14 protein-coding genes are annotated in these 16,329 nt (G+C 69.9%); 4 read left to right on the top strand and 10 right to left on the bottom strand.

Annotated elements, in window-relative coordinates:
- The first annotated feature begins 57 nt into the window (after positions 1–57).
- The gene (locus tag JHW48_RS00325; RefSeq protein ID WP_119886505.1) at positions 58–1,803 is read left to right on the top strand and encodes a choice-of-anchor I family protein; all 1,746 of its coding nucleotides are present in this window, start codon (positions 58–60) and stop codon (positions 1,801–1,803) included.
- Positions 1,804–1,838: 35 nt separating this feature from the next.
- On the opposite strand, the gene JHW48_RS00320 is transcribed toward JHW48_RS00325, so the two are convergent.
- The 8 genes from JHW48_RS00320 to dsbD form a co-directional block, all read right to left on the bottom strand.
- Positions 1,839–4,016: a TonB-dependent receptor gene (locus JHW48_RS00320; protein WP_119886504.1), complete on the bottom strand. Its 2,178-nt coding sequence runs from the start codon at positions 4,014–4,016 to the stop codon at positions 1,839–1,841.
- A gap of 145 nt (positions 4,017–4,161) precedes the next feature.
- Entirely contained in the window at positions 4,162–5,622 is a 1,461-nt protein-coding gene (locus JHW48_RS00315) for an alkaline phosphatase (RefSeq protein WP_119886503.1), read from the bottom strand.
- A 108-nt stretch (positions 5,623–5,730) separates the two neighbouring features.
- Positions 5,731–6,375, bottom strand: a complete 645-nt coding sequence (locus JHW48_RS00310) for a DUF1007 family protein (RefSeq protein ID WP_170152307.1) — start codon at positions 6,373–6,375, stop codon at positions 5,731–5,733.
- Positions 6,376–6,430: 55 nt separating this feature from the next.
- On the bottom strand, positions 6,431–6,970 hold the full coding sequence (locus JHW48_RS00305; protein ID WP_119886501.1) for a L,D-transpeptidase: 540 nt from the start codon (positions 6,968–6,970) through the stop codon (positions 6,431–6,433).
- 62 nt (positions 6,971–7,032) lie between these two features.
- Positions 7,033–7,665, bottom strand: coding sequence for a DsbA family protein (locus JHW48_RS00300; protein ID WP_119886500.1), 633 nt, complete (start codon positions 7,663–7,665; stop codon positions 7,033–7,035).
- The gene (locus tag JHW48_RS00295; RefSeq protein WP_272835668.1) at positions 7,662–8,264 is read right to left on the bottom strand and encodes a L,D-transpeptidase; all 603 of its coding nucleotides are present in this window, start codon (positions 8,262–8,264) and stop codon (positions 7,662–7,664) included. Before JHW48_RS00295 ends, JHW48_RS00300 begins: the two co-directional genes overlap by 4 nt.
- Positions 8,265–8,417: 153 nt before the next feature.
- Positions 8,418–9,212, bottom strand: coding sequence for a TlpA family protein disulfide reductase (locus JHW48_RS00290; protein ID WP_119887933.1), 795 nt, complete (start codon positions 9,210–9,212; stop codon positions 8,418–8,420).
- Complete coding sequence (dsbD, locus tag JHW48_RS00285; protein ID WP_272835667.1) at positions 9,209–10,912, bottom strand: protein-disulfide reductase DsbD; 1,704 nt, start codon at positions 10,910–10,912, stop codon at positions 9,209–9,211. The genes JHW48_RS00290 and dsbD overlap by 4 nt, the downstream gene beginning before the upstream one ends.
- Before the next feature lie 85 nt (positions 10,913–10,997).
- Between dsbD and JHW48_RS00280 the strand changes: the two genes are divergently transcribed.
- The 3 genes from JHW48_RS00280 to JHW48_RS00270 are packed head-to-tail and all read left to right on the top strand — an operon-like array spanning position 10,998 to position 13,652.
- Entirely contained in the window at positions 10,998–11,660 is a 663-nt protein-coding gene (locus tag JHW48_RS00280) for a winged helix-turn-helix domain-containing protein (protein ID WP_119887734.1), read from the top strand.
- Positions 11,660–12,982, top strand: coding sequence for an ATP-binding protein (locus tag JHW48_RS00275; RefSeq protein WP_240637975.1), 1,323 nt, complete (start codon positions 11,660–11,662; stop codon positions 12,980–12,982). The genes JHW48_RS00280 and JHW48_RS00275 overlap by 1 nt, the downstream gene beginning before the upstream one ends.
- Before the next feature lie 43 nt (positions 12,983–13,025).
- Entirely contained in the window at positions 13,026–13,652 is a 627-nt protein-coding gene (locus JHW48_RS00270) for a DsbA family protein (protein WP_119887732.1), read from the top strand.
- Here JHW48_RS00270 and JHW48_RS00265 read toward each other — a convergent pair.
- Together JHW48_RS00265 and JHW48_RS00260 are read right to left on the bottom strand one after the other, a co-directional pair.
- Positions 13,649–15,298, bottom strand: a complete 1,650-nt coding sequence (locus tag JHW48_RS00265; RefSeq protein WP_119887731.1) for a BCCT family transporter — start codon at positions 15,296–15,298, stop codon at positions 13,649–13,651. The two genes, JHW48_RS00270 and JHW48_RS00265, sit on opposite strands and share 4 nt — an antisense overlap.
- A gap of 80 nt (positions 15,299–15,378) precedes the next feature.
- Positions 15,379–16,269 (bottom strand): YihY/virulence factor BrkB family protein, encoded by an 891-nt coding sequence (locus JHW48_RS00260; RefSeq protein ID WP_240637974.1) that lies wholly within the window; start codon positions 16,267–16,269, stop codon positions 15,379–15,381.
- Between the last annotated feature and the right edge of the window lie 60 nt (positions 16,270–16,329).

Genomic DNA, 16,329 nt, shown 5'->3' with positions numbered 1-16,329 from the left:
CGGCACTGTCATGGGGGCGGGCCACAAGCGCCCGACCGACACGCAAGGACATCCCCCATGACGCTCCGCATCACCCCCCGCATGACATCGCGCATCCTGACGCTGCTTCTGGCCGGAACCGCCCTGGCGGGCCCGGCCGCCGCCCAGAACGACCCCGACCTGGCGGGCCCCCATGTCCTGTCGGCCGAAGGTGCAGCCATCGCGCTGAACCCGATCGGCCGCTACCAGACGGGCATCTATCAGGAAAGCGCGGCCGAGATCGTCACCTATGACCCCGCGACGCGCCGCGCCTTTGTCGTGAACGCGGCCTCGGGCCAGGTCGACGCGCTGGACCTCAGCGATCCGGCGGCGCCCGTGCTGGCCTTCACCATCGACGTCTCGGACCTGGGCGCGGCTGCCAACAGCGTGGCCACGCGCGGCGGCATCGTCGCCATCGCGGTCGAGGGCGCGGTCCGCACCGATCCGGGCGCGGTGGCCTTCTACGACACGGACGGCAACCGCCTGTCGGTGGTGACAGCGGGCGCGCTGCCCGATGCGCTGACCTTCTCGCCCGACGGGCGGTGGGTGCTGGTCGCCAACGAGGGCGAGCCCGCCGATGATTTCGCCATTGATCCCGAAGGATCGGTCACCATCATCGACCTGTCGAACGGCGCCGAGGCGCTGACCGATGCCGATGTGCGCCATGCCGATTTCACCGCCTTCAACGGCCAGGAGGACGCGCTGCGCGACCGCGGCATCCGCATCTTCGGCCCCGGCGCCACGGCCGCCCAGGACATGGAGCCCGAATGGGTCGAGGTCGCGTCCGACAACCGCACCGCCTATGTGTCGCTGCAGGAAAACAACGCCATCGCCCGCATCGACATCGAATCCGCCACCGTCACCGACATCTGGCCCCTGGGCTTCAAGGACTGGTCGGCGGATGGCGCATGGTCGGGCGCGGGCTTCGACGCCTCGCGCGCAGGCGATGTCGACATCCGCCACTGGCCGGTCATGGGCGTGTTCATGCCCGACACGATCCGCCTGCTGGAGACCGGCGGCCAGACCTTCATCCTGACCGCGAACGAGGGCGATGCCCGCGAATACGACCAGGACGGCTGCTGGTCCGAGGAATTCGCCGTCAAGGACCTGCGCCTGGACCCCGAGGCCTTTCCCGATGCCGGGGCGCTGCAGGCCCCGGAGGCGATGGGCGATCTGCTGGTGACATCCACCTTGGGCTTCACGGGCTGCGATCCGTCGCGGCCCACGGCCGAGGTGCAGGCGATGGGCCATGACGACATCCGCGCCTATGTGGCGGCGGAATGCGTCTATGATGCGCTTTATACCTTTGGCGGGCGGTCGGCCTCGCTGTTTCGCGTGACCGATGACGGGCTGGACCTGGTCTGGGATTCCGGCAGCCAGATGGAGGAGACGATCCTGGCGCTGTTCCCCGACCATTTCAACGCCGACCACCGCCATCGCGACATCCAGCTGAAGCGGCGGTCGGTCAACAAGGGCCCCGAACCCGAAGGCATCGCCATGGGCCGGATCGACGGTCGCGATTACGCCTTCGTCGGGCTGGAGCGGATGGGCGGCGTCATGGTCTATGACGTGACCGACCCCGAGGGGACCGCCTTCGTCACCTATCTCAACACGCGCGACCTGTCCGTGGCCCAGACCGCCGAAGGCGCGACCGAGACCGACCTGGGCGCCGAGGGGCTCTATTTCGTGCCCGCCGAGGATGCGCCCGACGGCCGCCCGCTGCTGCTGGTGGGCAACGAGGTCAGCGGCACCACCGCGGTCTTTGCGGTGGACAGCCTGCGCTGATCCACGGTCCCGCCCGGCGGCCGGCGCCGCCGGCGTCAGAACCTCATGGATGCCGACAGGGCATAGGTCCGGGGCGCGCCCGCCGACAGGAAGCCGCGCGCCGAGCTGGCCCAGTAACTCTCGTTCAGGACATTCTCGACATTGGCGCGCAGCTCGACTTCGCGGCCCTGGGCCTGCAGGGAATAGCGCGTGCCCAAGTCCAGCCGGGTCCAGCCCGCGACCTTCTGCGTGTTGGCCTGGTCGTACCAGGTCGAACCGCCATGCATCAGCCGCCCGTTCAGCGTCAGCCCCTGAACCGCCGGCAGGTCGTATTCGGCATAGAGGCTGGCCGCCGCCCGCGCCACGCCCGGCACGTCATTGCCGTCGAAGGCCCCGGCCTGGGTGCGGCGCAGCTCGGCATCCATCAGCGTCACGCCGCCCAGGATGCGGAACCCCTCGGCGGGCTGACCCGCGGCCGACAGCTCCAACCCGCGATTGCGCTGCTGGCCGGACAGGCTGAACAGCCCCGTGCCGGGATCGGTGATGCCGTTCGGCTGGCGGATCTCGAACAGGCTGGCGCCAAGCGTCACCGTCCCCAGATCATAGCGCGCGCCCAGCTCGCGCTGGCGGTTGACGACGGCGGGAAAGATCTCGCCCGCGTTCAGCGCCACGGCGGGGGCGGTCGGCCCCTCGGTCAGCGCCTCGACATAATTGCCATAGACGGTCACCCCCGGCGCGACCTGCCAGGATGCCGCCAGGGCGGGGGTGAAGGCACTGTCCTCGGCCAGATAGTTCTGTTCGCCCACCGGAAAGTCGGGATTGCCGGGGCGGGTGTTGAAGCCGCGGGTGCGGATCTGCTGCCAGCGGCCGCCGAAGGTCAGCTGGACCCGATCCTCGTCCAGGGACATCGTGTCCGCAAGCGCCACCGACCGGCTGCGCAGATCGGCGAAGGGGATCAGCCCATCCGCGCGGGGCAGGCCCGACAGGTCGGGCGCCGCGTCCAGGAAGCGCGGATCGTAGATATTCGTGCCCGCGACCGGAAAGCCCAGCAGGCGTGGGTTGAATTCGCCCCGGTTGTTGCGGTTCAGCGACCAGGCCGCCGACAGGCTGATGCGGTGATCGACGGCGCCCGTGCGCAGCCGGCTGCGCAGGCCGATCTCGGCGGCGCGGCCCTCGATCTCCTGCGGGTTGAAGCCCAGCTCGTTGACGGCCTCGCCGTCCTCGCCGGTGATGGTGTAGTTCGAGGTCAGGAAATCCTCGCGGTAGCGGCTGGCGCCAAAGGCGCCATAGACGGTGGTCGCGGCGCCCAGGTCGTATTCGACGCGGCTGGCCAGCATGCGGTGGTCGCTGTCATGGAATTCGAACGGGTTGGCGGTGTTGATGCGCCCGTCCGGCGCGTCGGGGATGGCCAGACCGGGGGCCGCGGCGTTGAAGAGCGATGTCGGCGCGTCCAGGTCCTGTTTGGACGCGTTCAGGTCCAGCGTCGCGCGCAGCCGGTCGCCGCGATAGTCCAGGCCCAGGGTCGCCACGCCGACCTCGGCGCTGTTGCGGTCCAGCGCGGTGTCGCCGCCGCGCCAGGACAGGTTGGCGCGGGCCCCGAATTCGCGGCGCGGGCCGAAGCGGCGGCCCAGATCGGCATGGGTCCAGACCTGGCTGTCGGATGCGATACCGGTGGTGATGCGGGTCAGGTCCGCATCCTCGGCCCGCTTGGGGATCAGGGTGATCGTGCCGCCCACGCGCCCCACACCGCCATTGGCCAGCGCCGTCGGCCCCATCAGCAGGTCGACGCGCGCGATCCCCTCCAGCGCGCTGCGGCGCGGATTGGCGATATAGGGCAGCCCGTCGAACAGCGTGTCCAGGTTCGGCACCGAGAAGCCGCGGATGAAGAAGGAATCGCGTTCGCTGAAGGTCGGCGCGTCCTGACGGACCGAGGGGTCGTTGCGGGTCACGTCGGCCAGGGACCGGGCCTGCTGGTCGCGGATCAGATCCTCGGTATAGGCCTCGGCGCGGAAGGGCGCGGTGGCCAGGTCCTGATCGCCGAGGGCGCCGATCCGGGCGCGGCCGGCGGTCTGGCCGCCGGGGCGGGGGCTGGCGGGGGAGCCGATCGTGGCGGTATCGGCGGCGGCGTCCAGGGTGATGCCGTCCAGCAGGACCGGCCCCTGCTGGGCCAAGGCTGCGGTGGGGATCAGGGCGATCAGCGACAGGCCGATCGTCAGATGGGAAAAGCGGGTCATCAGCGGCTCCGGGCAGGACTGCGGGGGGCGGCTGGCGCGGCGGGGCCGGGGCTGGCTGGTCCCGGTCCCCTTATCCGATCAGAATGGTCGGAAAAAGGGGGCGCCCGCCGTTCCCGGCGGGCGCTGTGGCGAAAAAGGCGCGTCCCTACTGGGCGGCGGCCTGGTCGACGCCCTGATCGGCCTCGGCCTCCAGGCCCATCGCGGCCATGGCGGCGCGGAAGACCTCGGTATTGTCGGTCCAGCGCTGCGCCTCCTCGGACACGCCCAGCACGGCCAGCTCGGACGCGGGCTGCGACACTTCGGCGAAATACTCCGCCCCCGCACCGCGGGCATAGAGCGGGATCAGCTCGCGCGTGTGGGTGTCGCTGTGCCAGCGCACGACGGGCAGGGCGCCCGCCCCCTGGTTCAGGATCGGCTGATAGGCCTCGCTGTCCGAACCCGGCCCCTGCAGCAGCCCGTTGCCATGATCCGAGGTGACGACGATCATCGTCTCGTCCCAGGAGGAATTGGCCTCGACCCATTCCACGGCGGCCTCGACGGCCTCGTTGAAGTCGATCTGCTCCTCGATGATGCGGGGCAGGTTGTTGCCATGCGCGGCCCAATCGACCGCGCCGCCCTCGACTATCAGGAAGAACCCCTCCTCGTTCCGGCCCAGCACGTTCAGCGCGCCGCGCGTCATCACCGGCAGCGAGGGCGAGGTTTCCAGCCAGTTCCGCGCCGTCACGCCCTCGCGGTTGTATTGCAGCGTTGCGGCGTTCTGCACGAGGCCCATGATGCGGTCGCCGGTCACGTCCAGATCGCCATCGGCCAGGGCGCGGAAATCATCCGCCGTCTCGATCAGCTGCCAGCCGGTCTGGCCCGCGGCCATGCGGTCGTAATGGTCCTGGCTGCCGATGAAGCGATAGGCGTCCTCGGCCACCTCCTCGATGCGCTGGCCGTTCACGTCGTAATGCGGATGGCCCGCGCCCATGACGACGGTGGCCAGCTCGCTGTCGACGATCTGCGCGCCGATGCCCGCGTAATCGTTGCGCGAGGCGTTCTGCGCCAGGAAGGTCGCGGGCGTCGCATGCGAGACCTGCACCGAGGTCACCACCCCGAGCGCGCGGCCGCTGTCGACCACGTAATCGCCGATATGCCGGATCGGCTGGTCGTCATTCGACCAGTTCACCGCGTTGTTGTAGGTCTTCTGCCCCGAGGCCAGGGCCGTGCCGGCCGCCGCGCTGTCGGTATAGTCGCGGCGCGCATAGTCATAGCCCGCGAAGAACCCCGGATAGCTGGTCAGGTTGCCCTGATGGCCGCCATCCTCGCCGGATTCGGCATCGTCGAACAGGTCGGCCACATCAAATTCCACCCGTCCGTCATCCGACAGGGTCGGCGTGCTGGAGGTGTTCAGCGGATGGGTCGCGATGAAGGTCTGGACCTCGAAATCGTCATAGACCTCGTGACCCGTCGCACCGTGGCGGAAATAGCTGGCGGCGCGGAAGGTCTCGATTCCCGCGCCGTCGGTGATCATCAGGATGACGTTGCGCGCCTCCTGGGCCATGGCCGGGGCGGTCAGGGCGGAACTGGCCAGCAGGGCCAGGACGGCCGGTTTCACGATGCGCATGTCTCAATCCTTCTGTCTTGATCGGTTGCCGCCCCAATAGAGCGCGCAAAAGACAGCGGAACAACGAAAAGGCGACAATTCGGTGACGTTCGCAACCGCGGGGGCGGGTCAGGGCCCGCAGGTCAGGGTGATGCGGTCCGCGCCCACCGCGCCGATGCTGACGGCGGGGGTGGTGCCCATCTCGCGCGCAAGTGCGTCGCGCAGGGCGCTGTCATAGGCGCTCTGCTGGGCTGTGCCGTCGCCGGGCTGGCGGGTCACGCGACAGTCCCGGCGACCGCGCAGGGTAACCTGGGCCGGCATGGTCACGTCCACATACCAGGTCGGATCATAGAGCCGGATGCCGATGGGCGCATCGGCCGCGACCGGCGCTGCCGGGACATGGCGGCGGCGCGAGACCAGCCTGTGACCCTCGAACCCGGTCGAGAGATGCTGGGACCGCAGGGCCACGGGCCGGCCCGCGCGGTCCAGCGACAGGGCCGCCCCCGCGACCGGGTCCCAGTTCGGATCCGCCCCCGCCAGCGCGATCAGCGCGCCGCCCTGCAGGCCGCCCGGGCCGGGATCGCCCGTCTCGGTCAGGACCAGCAGGGAATAGAGCTCGTCATGGACCAGCGCCTCGTCGATGGCGGCCAGCCGGCCCTGGTCGTCGAAGACAACGGTCAGCGCGGCATCGGCGAAGACATGCGGATGCGCCCGCGCCATCCCCGGCAGGGCCAGCGCGGTCGCGATCATCAGGGCGGGCAGGGTCCGGGTCATGCGCCCAGTCTGGGGCCTGCGGGGGCGGTTGCGCAAATCACCTCTGCGGCAGGGATCAGATGATCCGGACCTGGGTGCCGATGGGGCATTTGCCGAACAGCTCCTCGATGCCCTCGTTATAGAGGCCGATGCAGCCATCCGACGACAGCCGCCCGATCTTGCGCGTGTCATGCGTGCCGTGGATCAGATAGGCGGGCCAAGTCAGATACATGGCATGGGTGCCCAGGGGGTTGTCCGGGCCGGGGCCCATGGGGCGGTAATGGGGAAAGCGTTCCATCATGGACTGGGTGGGGGTCCAGCTGGGGCCCTCGACCTTGCGGACGATCTCGGTGCGGCCGCGCTTGGTCAGCTCCTCCGAGATGGGGACCGAGGTGGGATAGACCTTGTAGGTCTGCCCGTCGCCCGACCAGAAATGCAGCGCGCGCGAGGTCACGTCGCAGACGATCACGCCCTTCCCCAAGCTGTCGAAATGATCCTGCCAATGCTGCATGGTGAAGCTGCTGGCATTGCGGTCCTGCGCGCGCAGGATGGTCGGCGTCACCAGCCCTGCGGCGGCGATCAGGCCAAGCGTGCTGCGACGTGTCAAACGGGTCATGTCCCTGCTCCTGTTCCGGTTTTTCCTTGGGCCGATGCTGGGCCGTGCGGCTTAAGCCAGCCTTAAGCGGCGGCGCGGGCCTGGGCAATCGCCCCACGCAGACGTGACCGGTCCAAGGCGCCGGCATGGATGGAACGGCCGATGATGAAGGCGGGCGTTCCCTGCAGGCCCAATGCGGCGGCCTGCGCGCCGTTCCTGGCCATCAGCCCGTCCCATCTGGCCCGGTCCGCGCGATAGGACAGGATCAGCGCATCCGGGTCCAGCCCCGCGCCCGTCAGGGCGGCGCGGACCTGATCCTCGGTCAGGCGGGCGGGGGTGGCCATCAGCGCCTTTTGCGCCGCCGCGTATTCGCCGCGCGCATGCCCGCCCAGCACCATCTGGGCCGCAAGCGCCGAGGCGCCGCCGAAGATGGGCCAGTCCTTCATGATCAGCCGCACGCCGCCATCGGCCGCGACCTCCTCCAGCAGGGCGTCATGGCCGCGCTTGCAGAAGGGGCATTGGTAATCGAAGAACTCGGCCACGGTCACGTCGCCCTCCGGGTTGCCGAGGACCGGCTGGTCGGGGTCGAACAGCACCTCGGCAGGGTCCGGTCCGTCCCCGGCGGGGCGGGTGGCCATCAGGGTCAGGCCGATGCCGCCGAAGGCCAGGATGCCGAGGCCCGCGCCTCCGGCCAGGATCGCGCGTCGATTGGTCATGCGGGGCCTCCGGTGATGCTCGCGGTCTCGTAGGCGGTGGATGCGGGGGCATCCGCCGGGCGCGCGGTGCCGGGCGGGGTGGTGCCCATGCCGCGCTGCGCCTGCGTCAGGACGACGACCTTGGCCATGCTGCGGGTGTTCTCGGCCAGGTGGATGATGTCCTGGTTGAACAGCCGGATGCAGCCCGCCGATGACGCGGTGCCGATGGATTCCGGGTCCGGCGTGCCATGGATGCGATAGAAGGTGTCGCCCCCGGAATTGTGGATATAGAGCGCGCGCGCCCCCATTGGGTTCATCAGCCCGCCATCCACGCCCCCGGCCGAGGGGCCGTACATGTCGGGGTTCTCGGCCAGCATGGTGTCGGTGGGGGTCCAGCGGGGCCAGTCGCGCTGATAAGGGGTATGGGCCTCGCCCGCGAAACCGTAGCCCGCAGCGCCCACGCCGACCGTATAGCGCATCGCGGTGTCGCCCGCGCGCACATGATAGAGCCGCCGGTCATAGGGATCGACGATGATCGTGCCCACCGGGTGATCGGTCCAGTAGGGCACGATCTGGCGGGCCTTGTCCTCGGACAGCATGTTCAGCGGGATGCCCGGCACGGTCAGATCGCCGTCGGGCTGCGCGGCATAGATCGCGGCGGTCTCGGCGCTGACCGGGGGCGGGGCGGGTGCGGTGGGGGTCTCGGTCTGCGGGGGCTGGGCTGGCAGGCGGCCAAGGCCAGCGCGGCCAGCAGGGGGATCAGGGGGTTCATGTCATTCCTCGGCTGTGTCGATCATGGCGCGCAATGCGGCGCGGGAAATCTCGCCCGTATGGCTGCCGCTGAGGTTGCCCTCGGGGTCGAAAACCATGGTGGTCGGCATGCCGACGGCCCGCAGGCGGCCCATCAGATGGCTGGATGGATCGCGCAGCATCCCCGCGAAGGGCAGGCCCTCGGCGGTCAGAAAGGCGAATATCCGCTCGGCCCCTTCGCCTTGGTTGGCGAAGATGAAATCGACCTCGGGCAGTTCGGCGGCCAGTTCGGTCATCATCGGCATCTCGCGCCGGCAGGGCGGGCACCATGTGGCCCACAGGTTCAGCACGACGACCTTCTCGCGTCCGGCAAGCTGGACCGCAGAGCCATCCATCGCCATAAGCTGCACCGTCGGCAGTGCCATGGCGGGACGCGGCAGGGCCGAGACCGCGGCCTGATGGGCGACGCCGGTGATCGCCGCGGCAACGAGCAGGGGGCGAAGGACGTGGTGATGACCGCGCAGCGCGGCGATCAGCAGCACCGCGCCGCCGGCAAACCATCCCGTCCGGGCATGAAAGCCGCCCTGCCAGACCCGCAGCGCGTCCAGCGGCTGGCCCGCGAAATCGGCCCAGTTCAGCGCGATAAATCCGATCCGCGCGCCGATCAGCCAGCCGAGGACCGCCCAGCTGGCCCAGGCCTCGATTCCCGCGCGCTTGCGGGCCATCACCCCGGCCACGACCGAAAACACCAGGAGCGCGACGACCGCCGCCAGCCGTCCGGCTTCGAAAACGAATGGTCCGATCGCCACCGCAGTCATTGCGCCACCTGCCGGGCGGATGCGACCATGGCCTCGGCGCTGGCCTCGCCGATCAGGCGGCTGCCGGGGGCCTCGGCCCTTGCGGCATCGACAAAGACCATGGTGGGCGGACCCGCGGCCCCCAGATCGGCCAGCAGGGCCTGGGATTCGGCGCCGAACTCGGTGACATCGACCTTGATGCGGATCAGGTCGTCCAGCGCGGCGGTGACCTCCGGGGTGGCCATGGGGCCACGCTCGATGGCGCGGCAGATGGTGCACCAATCGGCGGTGACATAGATCAGCGCCGGGCCGTCCTGCTGCAGCGCCTGCGTCAGCCCGGCCTGGGTCGAGACGGTGTGGAAATCGGCCGCCTCAACCGGCGCGCCCGCCAGGGGCGCCAGCGGGCGCAGCGGATCGTCGCCGCCCAGTGCCGCGCCGACCCCCTGGATCACCCCGCCGGTGATCAGGACCAGCCCCGCCGCGGCGGCGGGCCTGCGCCCTGCGCCGATGATGGCGCCCGTCCCGATCAGCAGCACCGCCCAGAGCGCCAGCACCACAGGCCCCGGCAGGATCCGCCCCGCCAGCCAGATCGCCAGCCCCAGAAACAGGATGCCGAAGGCGATGCGCACACGCTCCATCCAGGCGCCGCGCTTGGGCAGGATGCGCGGCCCGAAGGCGCCCACCGCCAGCAGCGGCACCCCCTGTCCCAGCCCGAGCGCGAACAGCGCCGCTGCCCCCAGCACCACGTCGCCGGTCTGGGCGATGTAGATCAGCGCCCCGGCCAGCGGCGCGGTTACGCAAGGCCCCACGATCAGCGCCGATCCGAAGCCGAGCGCCGCCGCACCCCCCACCGTGCCGCGCCCGGCCTGCGCCGCGCCGAGGCGCACCTGCCAGGCGGCTGGCATCTGGATCTGGAACAGGCCGAACATCGACAGGGCCAGCAGCACGAAGACCCCCGCGATCAGCCCGATCGCCAGCGGCGATTGCAGCGCCACCTGCAGGTTCGCCCCCGACCAGGCCGCGACCACCCCCAGCATCCCGAAGGCCGAGGCCATCGCCGCCACATAGGCCCCGGTCAGCACCAGCCCCCGCCGCGCGGTCAGCCCCGCCCCCTGCCGTGTCAGCATGCCCGCGACGATGGGCACCATCGGCAGCACGCAGGGCGTCAGCGACAAAAGCAGCCCGAAGCCGAAAAAGCCCAGCACCACCAGCGCCGCCCCTCCGCGCCCGGCGAGGCCCGCGACCATTCCCTCATCCTGGGCCAGGGCCAGGCCGGAGCCCGCGCTGGACCAGTCGGGCAGGGCGGTGTCGCGCGCGGGCTCGGGCAGGGGCATGCCATCGGTATCCAGCCGGACCTCTTGCGGCGCGTAGCAGATGCCGTCCTGCTGGCAGCCCTGCCAATGCAGCGTCACCGGGCCTGCGGGCGCGGGGATCGCGGTGCCGACGGGCTGGCGATAGATCACGTCCTCGCCCATCCAGGGGTCGTCATAGACCTCGCCCTCGGGCAGAGTCAGGGGGATGGGGGCGCCTTCCCCCTCGGCCGCGATCTTGCTGCCATAGAGGTAATAGCCCGGCTGGACATCCCACAGAACGGCCAGATCGCCCGAGGGATCGGGCGTAACGGTCAGCGCAAAGGCCTGATCCGGGTGCAGGGGCGCCGCCGCCACAGGGGCGGAAAACAGGGTCATCGCGGTCGCGGCCGCGGCAAGAATCCGTATCATCATGAAGGGCCTGCTAGGACGGTCAGCTTAAGCGGGGCTTAAGCTTGGCCTGTCACTTTGCCCCGGTCAGGGATAAGGAACCGCCATGCGCCTGCTGATCGTCGAGGATGACCCGGTCCTGTCCGATGGCCTTGCCGTGGGGCTGGGCCTGTCGGGATTCACCTGCGATGCGGTGGGCACGCTGGCCGATGCCCGCGCGGCACTGCGCGATCACGAATTTTCCGCCATGGTGCTGGACATCATGCTGCCCGACGGGGCGGGGACGGATCTGCTGGCCCAGATGCGGGCGGCGGGGAACCGGCTGCCGGTCCTGCTGCTGACGGCGCGGGACCGGGTGCGCGACCGGGTCGAGGGGCTGGATGCGGGGGCCGACGATTATCTGGGCAAGCCCTGCGATCTGGACGAGCTGGCCGCCCGGCTGCGCGCCATGCTGCGCCGGGGCGCGGGGCGGGCCACGGCGACCGTCGCTTGGCGCGACATCGTGATGGACCCCGCGGCGATGACCGCCACGCGCGGCGCCGATGTCCTGCGCCTGTCGCGGCGCGAATTCGCCATCCTGCAAGCGCTCTTGGACCGCCCCGGCCGCATCCTGTCGCGCGCCCAGCTGGAGGAACGCCTCTATGGCTGGCAGGAGGATGTCGAAAGCAACGCGGTCGAGGTCCATATCCACCACCTGCGCGCCAAGCTGGGCCGGGACGCGATCCAGACGGTGCGCGGCGTCGGTTACCGCGTGGCGGAGGGCGGGTGATGTCGATCCGCCTGCGCCTGATCGTCGTGCTGACCTTGGCCGCCTGCATCCTGTGGCTGTCGGCGGTGCTGTGGATCGCGGGATCGACGCGGGCGCAGGTCCAGCGCGTGCTGGATGCGCGGCTGGCGGAATCGGCGAACATGGTCAGCTCGCTGATCTCGGACCAGCGGATCGCGGTGGGGACCGAGGGGCCGGTGACGGTGCCGATGCCTGCCACGACCGACCTGTCGCGGCAGCTGTCCTGCCAGATCTGGTCGCTGCGGGGCGATCTGATCGGTGCCTCCTCGGGGGCGCCGGACGAACGCATGGCGCTGGCCGAGGGGTTTTCCGACACGATGATCGACGGGGTGCCGTGGCGGGTCTTTGCGGTCCATAACGACGATCTGGGCGTGCGGGTGATGGTCGGCGACCGGGCGGATGTGCGGGGCGGGCTGGTCGCGGGCGTGGTCCGGGGCCTTCTGTGGCCGGCGGCGGTGCTGTTTCCGCTGTTGGCGGGGCTGATCTGGCTGTGCGTGGGGCGCGGCCTTGCGCCGCTGGAACAGCTGGCCGCCCATCTGCGCGCCCGCCGGCCCGGCGATCTGCGGCCCTTGCCCGACGCCCCCGCCCCGCGCGAGATCCGCCCCGTGCGCCGGGCGCTGGACAGCCTGTTCCAGCAGCTGGACCATGTGCGGCGGACCGAACGCGACTTCACCGCCTTCGCCGCGCATGAGCTGAAGACCCCGCTGGCCGGGCTGCGCATCCAGGCGCAGGTAGCGCGGCGGGCGGGCGACGCGGCCACGCGCGACCGGGCGCTGGACGCCATCGCCCTGTCGGTCGATCGCAGCGACCGGATGGTGCGGCAGCTGCTGGACCTGGCCGCCATCGACAGCGACGGGGCCAGCCCCGAGGCGCTGGACCCCGCCGCCCTGATCGCCGAGATCGCCCAGGACATTGCCCCCCAGGCCCGCGCCGCCGGGGTGGAGCTGGCGGTGCAGGCCCGCGACCTGCCGCCCCTGCGCGCGCCGCGTGTCCTGATCCACAGCACGCTGCGCAATCTGGTCGAAAACGCCATCCAGCATTCGCCCCAAGGCGGCACGGTGACCATCGCCGCGCGTCACGACGCCCAAGGCCTGACCCTGACGGTCAGCGATCAGGGCCCGGGCATCGCCGATCTGGGCCGCGCCACCGACCGCTTCTGGCGCGGCGGCGCGGGCGGGCAGGGCAGCGGGCTGGGCCTGGCCATCGTCGCGGCGGCGGTCGACCATCTGGGCGGCAGCCTGCATCTGGACCCGCCGGACGGCGGGCAGGTGGTGCGCATCACCCTGCCCTTAAGCCCCGCTTAAGCCGGGCCGGGCAAAGCGGGCGCAAACAATGATCGGAGACGCCATGCAACGCCGCCTTTTCCTGACCGCCGGGTCCGCCATGCTGACCCTGCCGATGATCGCCGGCGCCCAGCCCGCCCGCGACAACGCCATGCCAGAGGAGCTGCGCCAGGCCTTGGAACGCGACCCGACCGCGCCGGTCCTAGGCAATCCCGACGGCAACATCACCCTGACCGAGTTCTTTGATTACAACTGCCCCTTCTGCGCGCAGATGGTCGAGCCGATGCACCGCCTGATCCTGGAGGATCCGCAGCTGCGCGTGGTGTTCCGAGAATGGCCAACCTTCGGCCCCGACAGCGAGGCCGCGGCGCGGGTCTCGCTGGCATCGCTGCAGCAGGGCCGCTACTGGCAGGTCCATACCGGCCTGTTCCGCATGCGCGGCCGCGCCACGGGCGAGACCGCGCGCCGCGCCGCGCGCGAGGCCGGATTGGACATGGATCGGCTGGAACGCGACATCCTGTCCGATCCCGTCGAGCGCCACATCACCATGAGCTTTCTGCTGTCCGACCATGTGGGCCTGGTCGGCACGCCCAGCTTCATCGCGGGCGACGAGGGCGCCTTCGGCGGCCTGACCCTGGAAGAATTGCGCGGGCTGGTCGCCCGCGCAAGACAAACCATGGGCGTCGGCTAGGGCGCCGACGGCGGCTGGTCCGGGTCCGGATCGGAATGGAATTCCGACAGGGCCGGCCGCTTGCCGATGGTGATGTGGTCGATATCCTCGGCCGCGAAGCCGCGGATCAGCGCCGGGATCATCATGCAGACCAGGATGAAGATCGGCAGCCCCACCACGGTGATGACCTGCTGCAGCGCGGTCAGGCCCGCCTCGCCCGCCAGCAGGATCAGGGTGGCGGCGATGGCGCCCTCGGCCAGGCCCCAGAAGACGCGCTGGCGCACCGGGCCGGCCTTGGCATGGCCCGAACAGAGCATGTCCACCACCAGCGACGCGGAATCCGACGAGGTCGCGAAGAAGATCGCCACGACCAGCACCGCCAGCCCCTGCATCAGCGGCGCCCAAGGCAGCTCGGCAAAGAAGGCGAACATCGCCAGCGGCACCGATTCCGACACGGCCGCGCTGATCGCGCCCGCGCCCGCCCCCATAGCCGCGCGCGCATCCGGGCCCAGCCCGTCCAGCGCCATCGCCTGCCAGCCGAAGACCGCGAACCAGATCACCGTGAAGAGCGACGGCGCCAGCAGCACCCCGAAGACGAATTCCCGCACCGTCCGCCCGCGCGAGATCCGCGCCACGAACAGCCCGATGAAGGGCGACCATGTCACCGTCCAGGCCCAGTAGAAGACCGTCCAGTCCGCCTGCCAGCCCCAGGTCCCGGTGCCCATGCCTTGCCCATGCAGCATGTCGTTCCAGAAGGCCAGCCGCGGCAGGTTCGACAGGTAAAGGCCCACCGTCTCGACGATGCCGCGCAGCAGGAACAGCGTGGCCCCCGTGACCAGCACGAAGATCATCAGCCCCACCGCCATGCCGATATTGATGTTCGACAAGAGCTTCACGCCCTTGTCCAGGCCCGCCACGATGGACAGCGTCGCCACAACCGTCAGCGTGCCCAGGATGGCCAGCCGCAGCGTCGTGTCATCGGTCCAGCCGAACAGCGCCGACAGCCCCGCCGCCACCTGCGACGACCCCAGGCCCAAGGACACGGCCACCCCGAACAGCGTCCCCAGAATCGAGGCGATGTCGATGGCCTTGCCGATCGGCCCGTGGATGCGCTCGCGCAGCAGCGGATAGAAGACCGAGCTGACCCGCACCGGCAGGTCGTAGCGGTTGATGAAATAGGCGAAGGCCAGCCCCGGCAGCGCGAAGATCGTCCAGGTATGCAGCGCCAAGTGATAGAGCGAGATCGAGATCGCGTCCTGGGCGGCCTGCAACGAATAGGGCTCGACCCCCGGCAAGGGCGGGGCCTGGTAATGGCTGATCGGCTCGGCCACGCCCCAGAACATCAGGACGGTGCCGATGCCGCCCGCGAACAGCATCGTGAACCAGGACAGGTTGGTGTATTCGGGCCGGGAATTGCGCGGCCCGAGCCGGATATGGCCGTGCCGCGACATGGCCGCATAGAGCAGGAAGCCCAGCCAGACATTCACCCCCAGGATGAAGAACCAGCCCAGATTGGTGACGATCCAGGCGCGGCTGCTGGCAAAGACGCCGCCGATCTGTTCGGGCGCCGCGACCAGCGCCACGACGAAGATCAGGCTGATGCCCGCGGATACGAAAAAGATGGTCGGATCGACCCTGAGGCCCAACCTGTCGGCCAGATTCTGCATGTCTGTCCCCCTTGTCGCGTTCTGTGACGTTCAAGGGTCAAGTCCGGGGGGCGGGTATCGTTCCCCCTGGGGCGAAGGGGTCAGCGGGATTTCTCGGCCAGGATGGCGTTGAAGCCGCGCCGTGCCTCGCGCGCGGCCCGCATGCGGCGGCGGCGGGCAAGTTCGACATTGATCAGCGCGCCCAGCAGGACCGAGAAGCCCGCAAGATAGAACCACATCAGCAGTGCGACCACCGTGCCGATCGACCCGTAGATGCGGTTGTAGCTGTTGAAGCTGCCCAGATAGGCGGAAAAGGCGATGGATCCGGCCGACCACAGCAGCGCCGCGAACAGCGCGCCCCAGGTGAAGATCGGCGTGCGCGGCGTCTTGACGTTGGGCCCATAGCGATAGAGCACACCGATGGTCACGATGACCAGCACGAACATCCCCGCCCAAGGCAGCACCGTCAGCAGCCCCGCCCGCAGCGGCGCGAAGACGACGAAGTTCAGCACGACGGGCACCACGACGATCGTGGCCAGCCCCGCCAGCGATATCCCCACGATGACCAGCGTCAGCAGATAGGCCAGCAGAAAGCCGAAGACCGTCGAATGGGCCCGCACCCCATAGGCCGCGTTCAGCCCCCGGATCAGCGCGTCCACCCCCGCCCGCGCCGCCACCGTGGCGATCAGGAACGAGATGAAGGACGCCCAGCCCACCGATGTGCGGCCGTTCTCGGTCAGGGTGGTGACCTGGTCGTCGACGATGTCGGACGCGCCCGCGGGCAGGAATTCATGCGCCACGTCCAGATAGGTCAGCACGACCAGCGGGTCGAACCACAGGCTCCAGAGCGCGATGATCGCGGCCAGCCCGGGAAAGACCGCGAACATGGCATAGAAGGCGACCCCGGCCGCGATCAGCGTCATGTGGGTCTTGTCCATCCGTTCGAAGATGGCACCCCAGAAGGACCCGATATCGCGCAGCCAGTTCAGCATCCCACCCCGCATTGCTTTTTGTCACAATGATGGGCGTGCGACCGATCCGCAAGGCTGGCG

The organism is Paracoccus aestuarii, from assembly GCF_028553885.1.
GTDB classification, from domain to species: domain Bacteria; phylum Pseudomonadota; class Alphaproteobacteria; order Rhodobacterales; family Rhodobacteraceae; genus Paracoccus; species Paracoccus aestuarii.
Note: the sequence above shows the minus strand (reverse complement) of the source record. Positions and strands in the feature narration are given on the sequence as shown.

Excerpts from the sequence above, each read along its gene's own strand:
- JHW48_RS00325 (WP_119886505.1), top strand. The coding sequence starts at position 58 with ATGACGCTCCGCATCACCCCCCGCATGACATCGCGCATCCTGACGCTG.
- JHW48_RS00320 (WP_119886504.1), bottom strand. The coding sequence starts at position 4,016 with ATGACCCGCTTTTCCCATCTGACGATCGGCCTGTCGCTGATCGCCCTG.
- JHW48_RS00315 (WP_119886503.1), bottom strand. The coding sequence starts at position 5,622 with ATGCGCATCGTGAAACCGGCCGTCCTGGCCCTGCTGGCCAGTTCCGCC.
- JHW48_RS00310 (WP_170152307.1), bottom strand. The coding sequence starts at position 6,375 with ATGACCCGGACCCTGCCCGCCCTGATGATCGCGACCGCGCTGGCCCTG.
- JHW48_RS00305 (WP_119886501.1), bottom strand. The coding sequence starts at position 6,970 with ATGACCCGTTTGACACGTCGCAGCACGCTTGGCCTGATCGCCGCCGCA.
- JHW48_RS00300 (WP_119886500.1), bottom strand. The coding sequence starts at position 7,665 with ATGACCAATCGACGCGCGATCCTGGCCGGAGGCGCGGGCCTCGGCATC.
- JHW48_RS00290 (WP_119887933.1), bottom strand. The coding sequence starts at position 9,212 with ATGACTGCGGTGGCGATCGGACCATTCGTTTTCGAAGCCGGACGGCTG.
- dsbD (WP_272835667.1), bottom strand. The coding sequence starts at position 10,912 with ATGATACGGATTCTTGCCGCGGCCGCGACCGCGATGACCCTGTTTTCC.
- JHW48_RS00280 (WP_119887734.1), top strand. The coding sequence starts at position 10,998 with ATGCGCCTGCTGATCGTCGAGGATGACCCGGTCCTGTCCGATGGCCTT.
- JHW48_RS00275 (WP_240637975.1), top strand. The coding sequence starts at position 11,660 with ATGTCGATCCGCCTGCGCCTGATCGTCGTGCTGACCTTGGCCGCCTGC.
- JHW48_RS00270 (WP_119887732.1), top strand. The coding sequence starts at position 13,026 with ATGCAACGCCGCCTTTTCCTGACCGCCGGGTCCGCCATGCTGACCCTG.
- JHW48_RS00265 (WP_119887731.1), bottom strand. The coding sequence starts at position 15,298 with ATGCAGAATCTGGCCGACAGGTTGGGCCTCAGGGTCGATCCGACCATC.
- JHW48_RS00260 (WP_240637974.1), bottom strand. The coding sequence starts at position 16,269 with ATGCTGAACTGGCTGCGCGATATCGGGTCCTTCTGGGGTGCCATCTTC.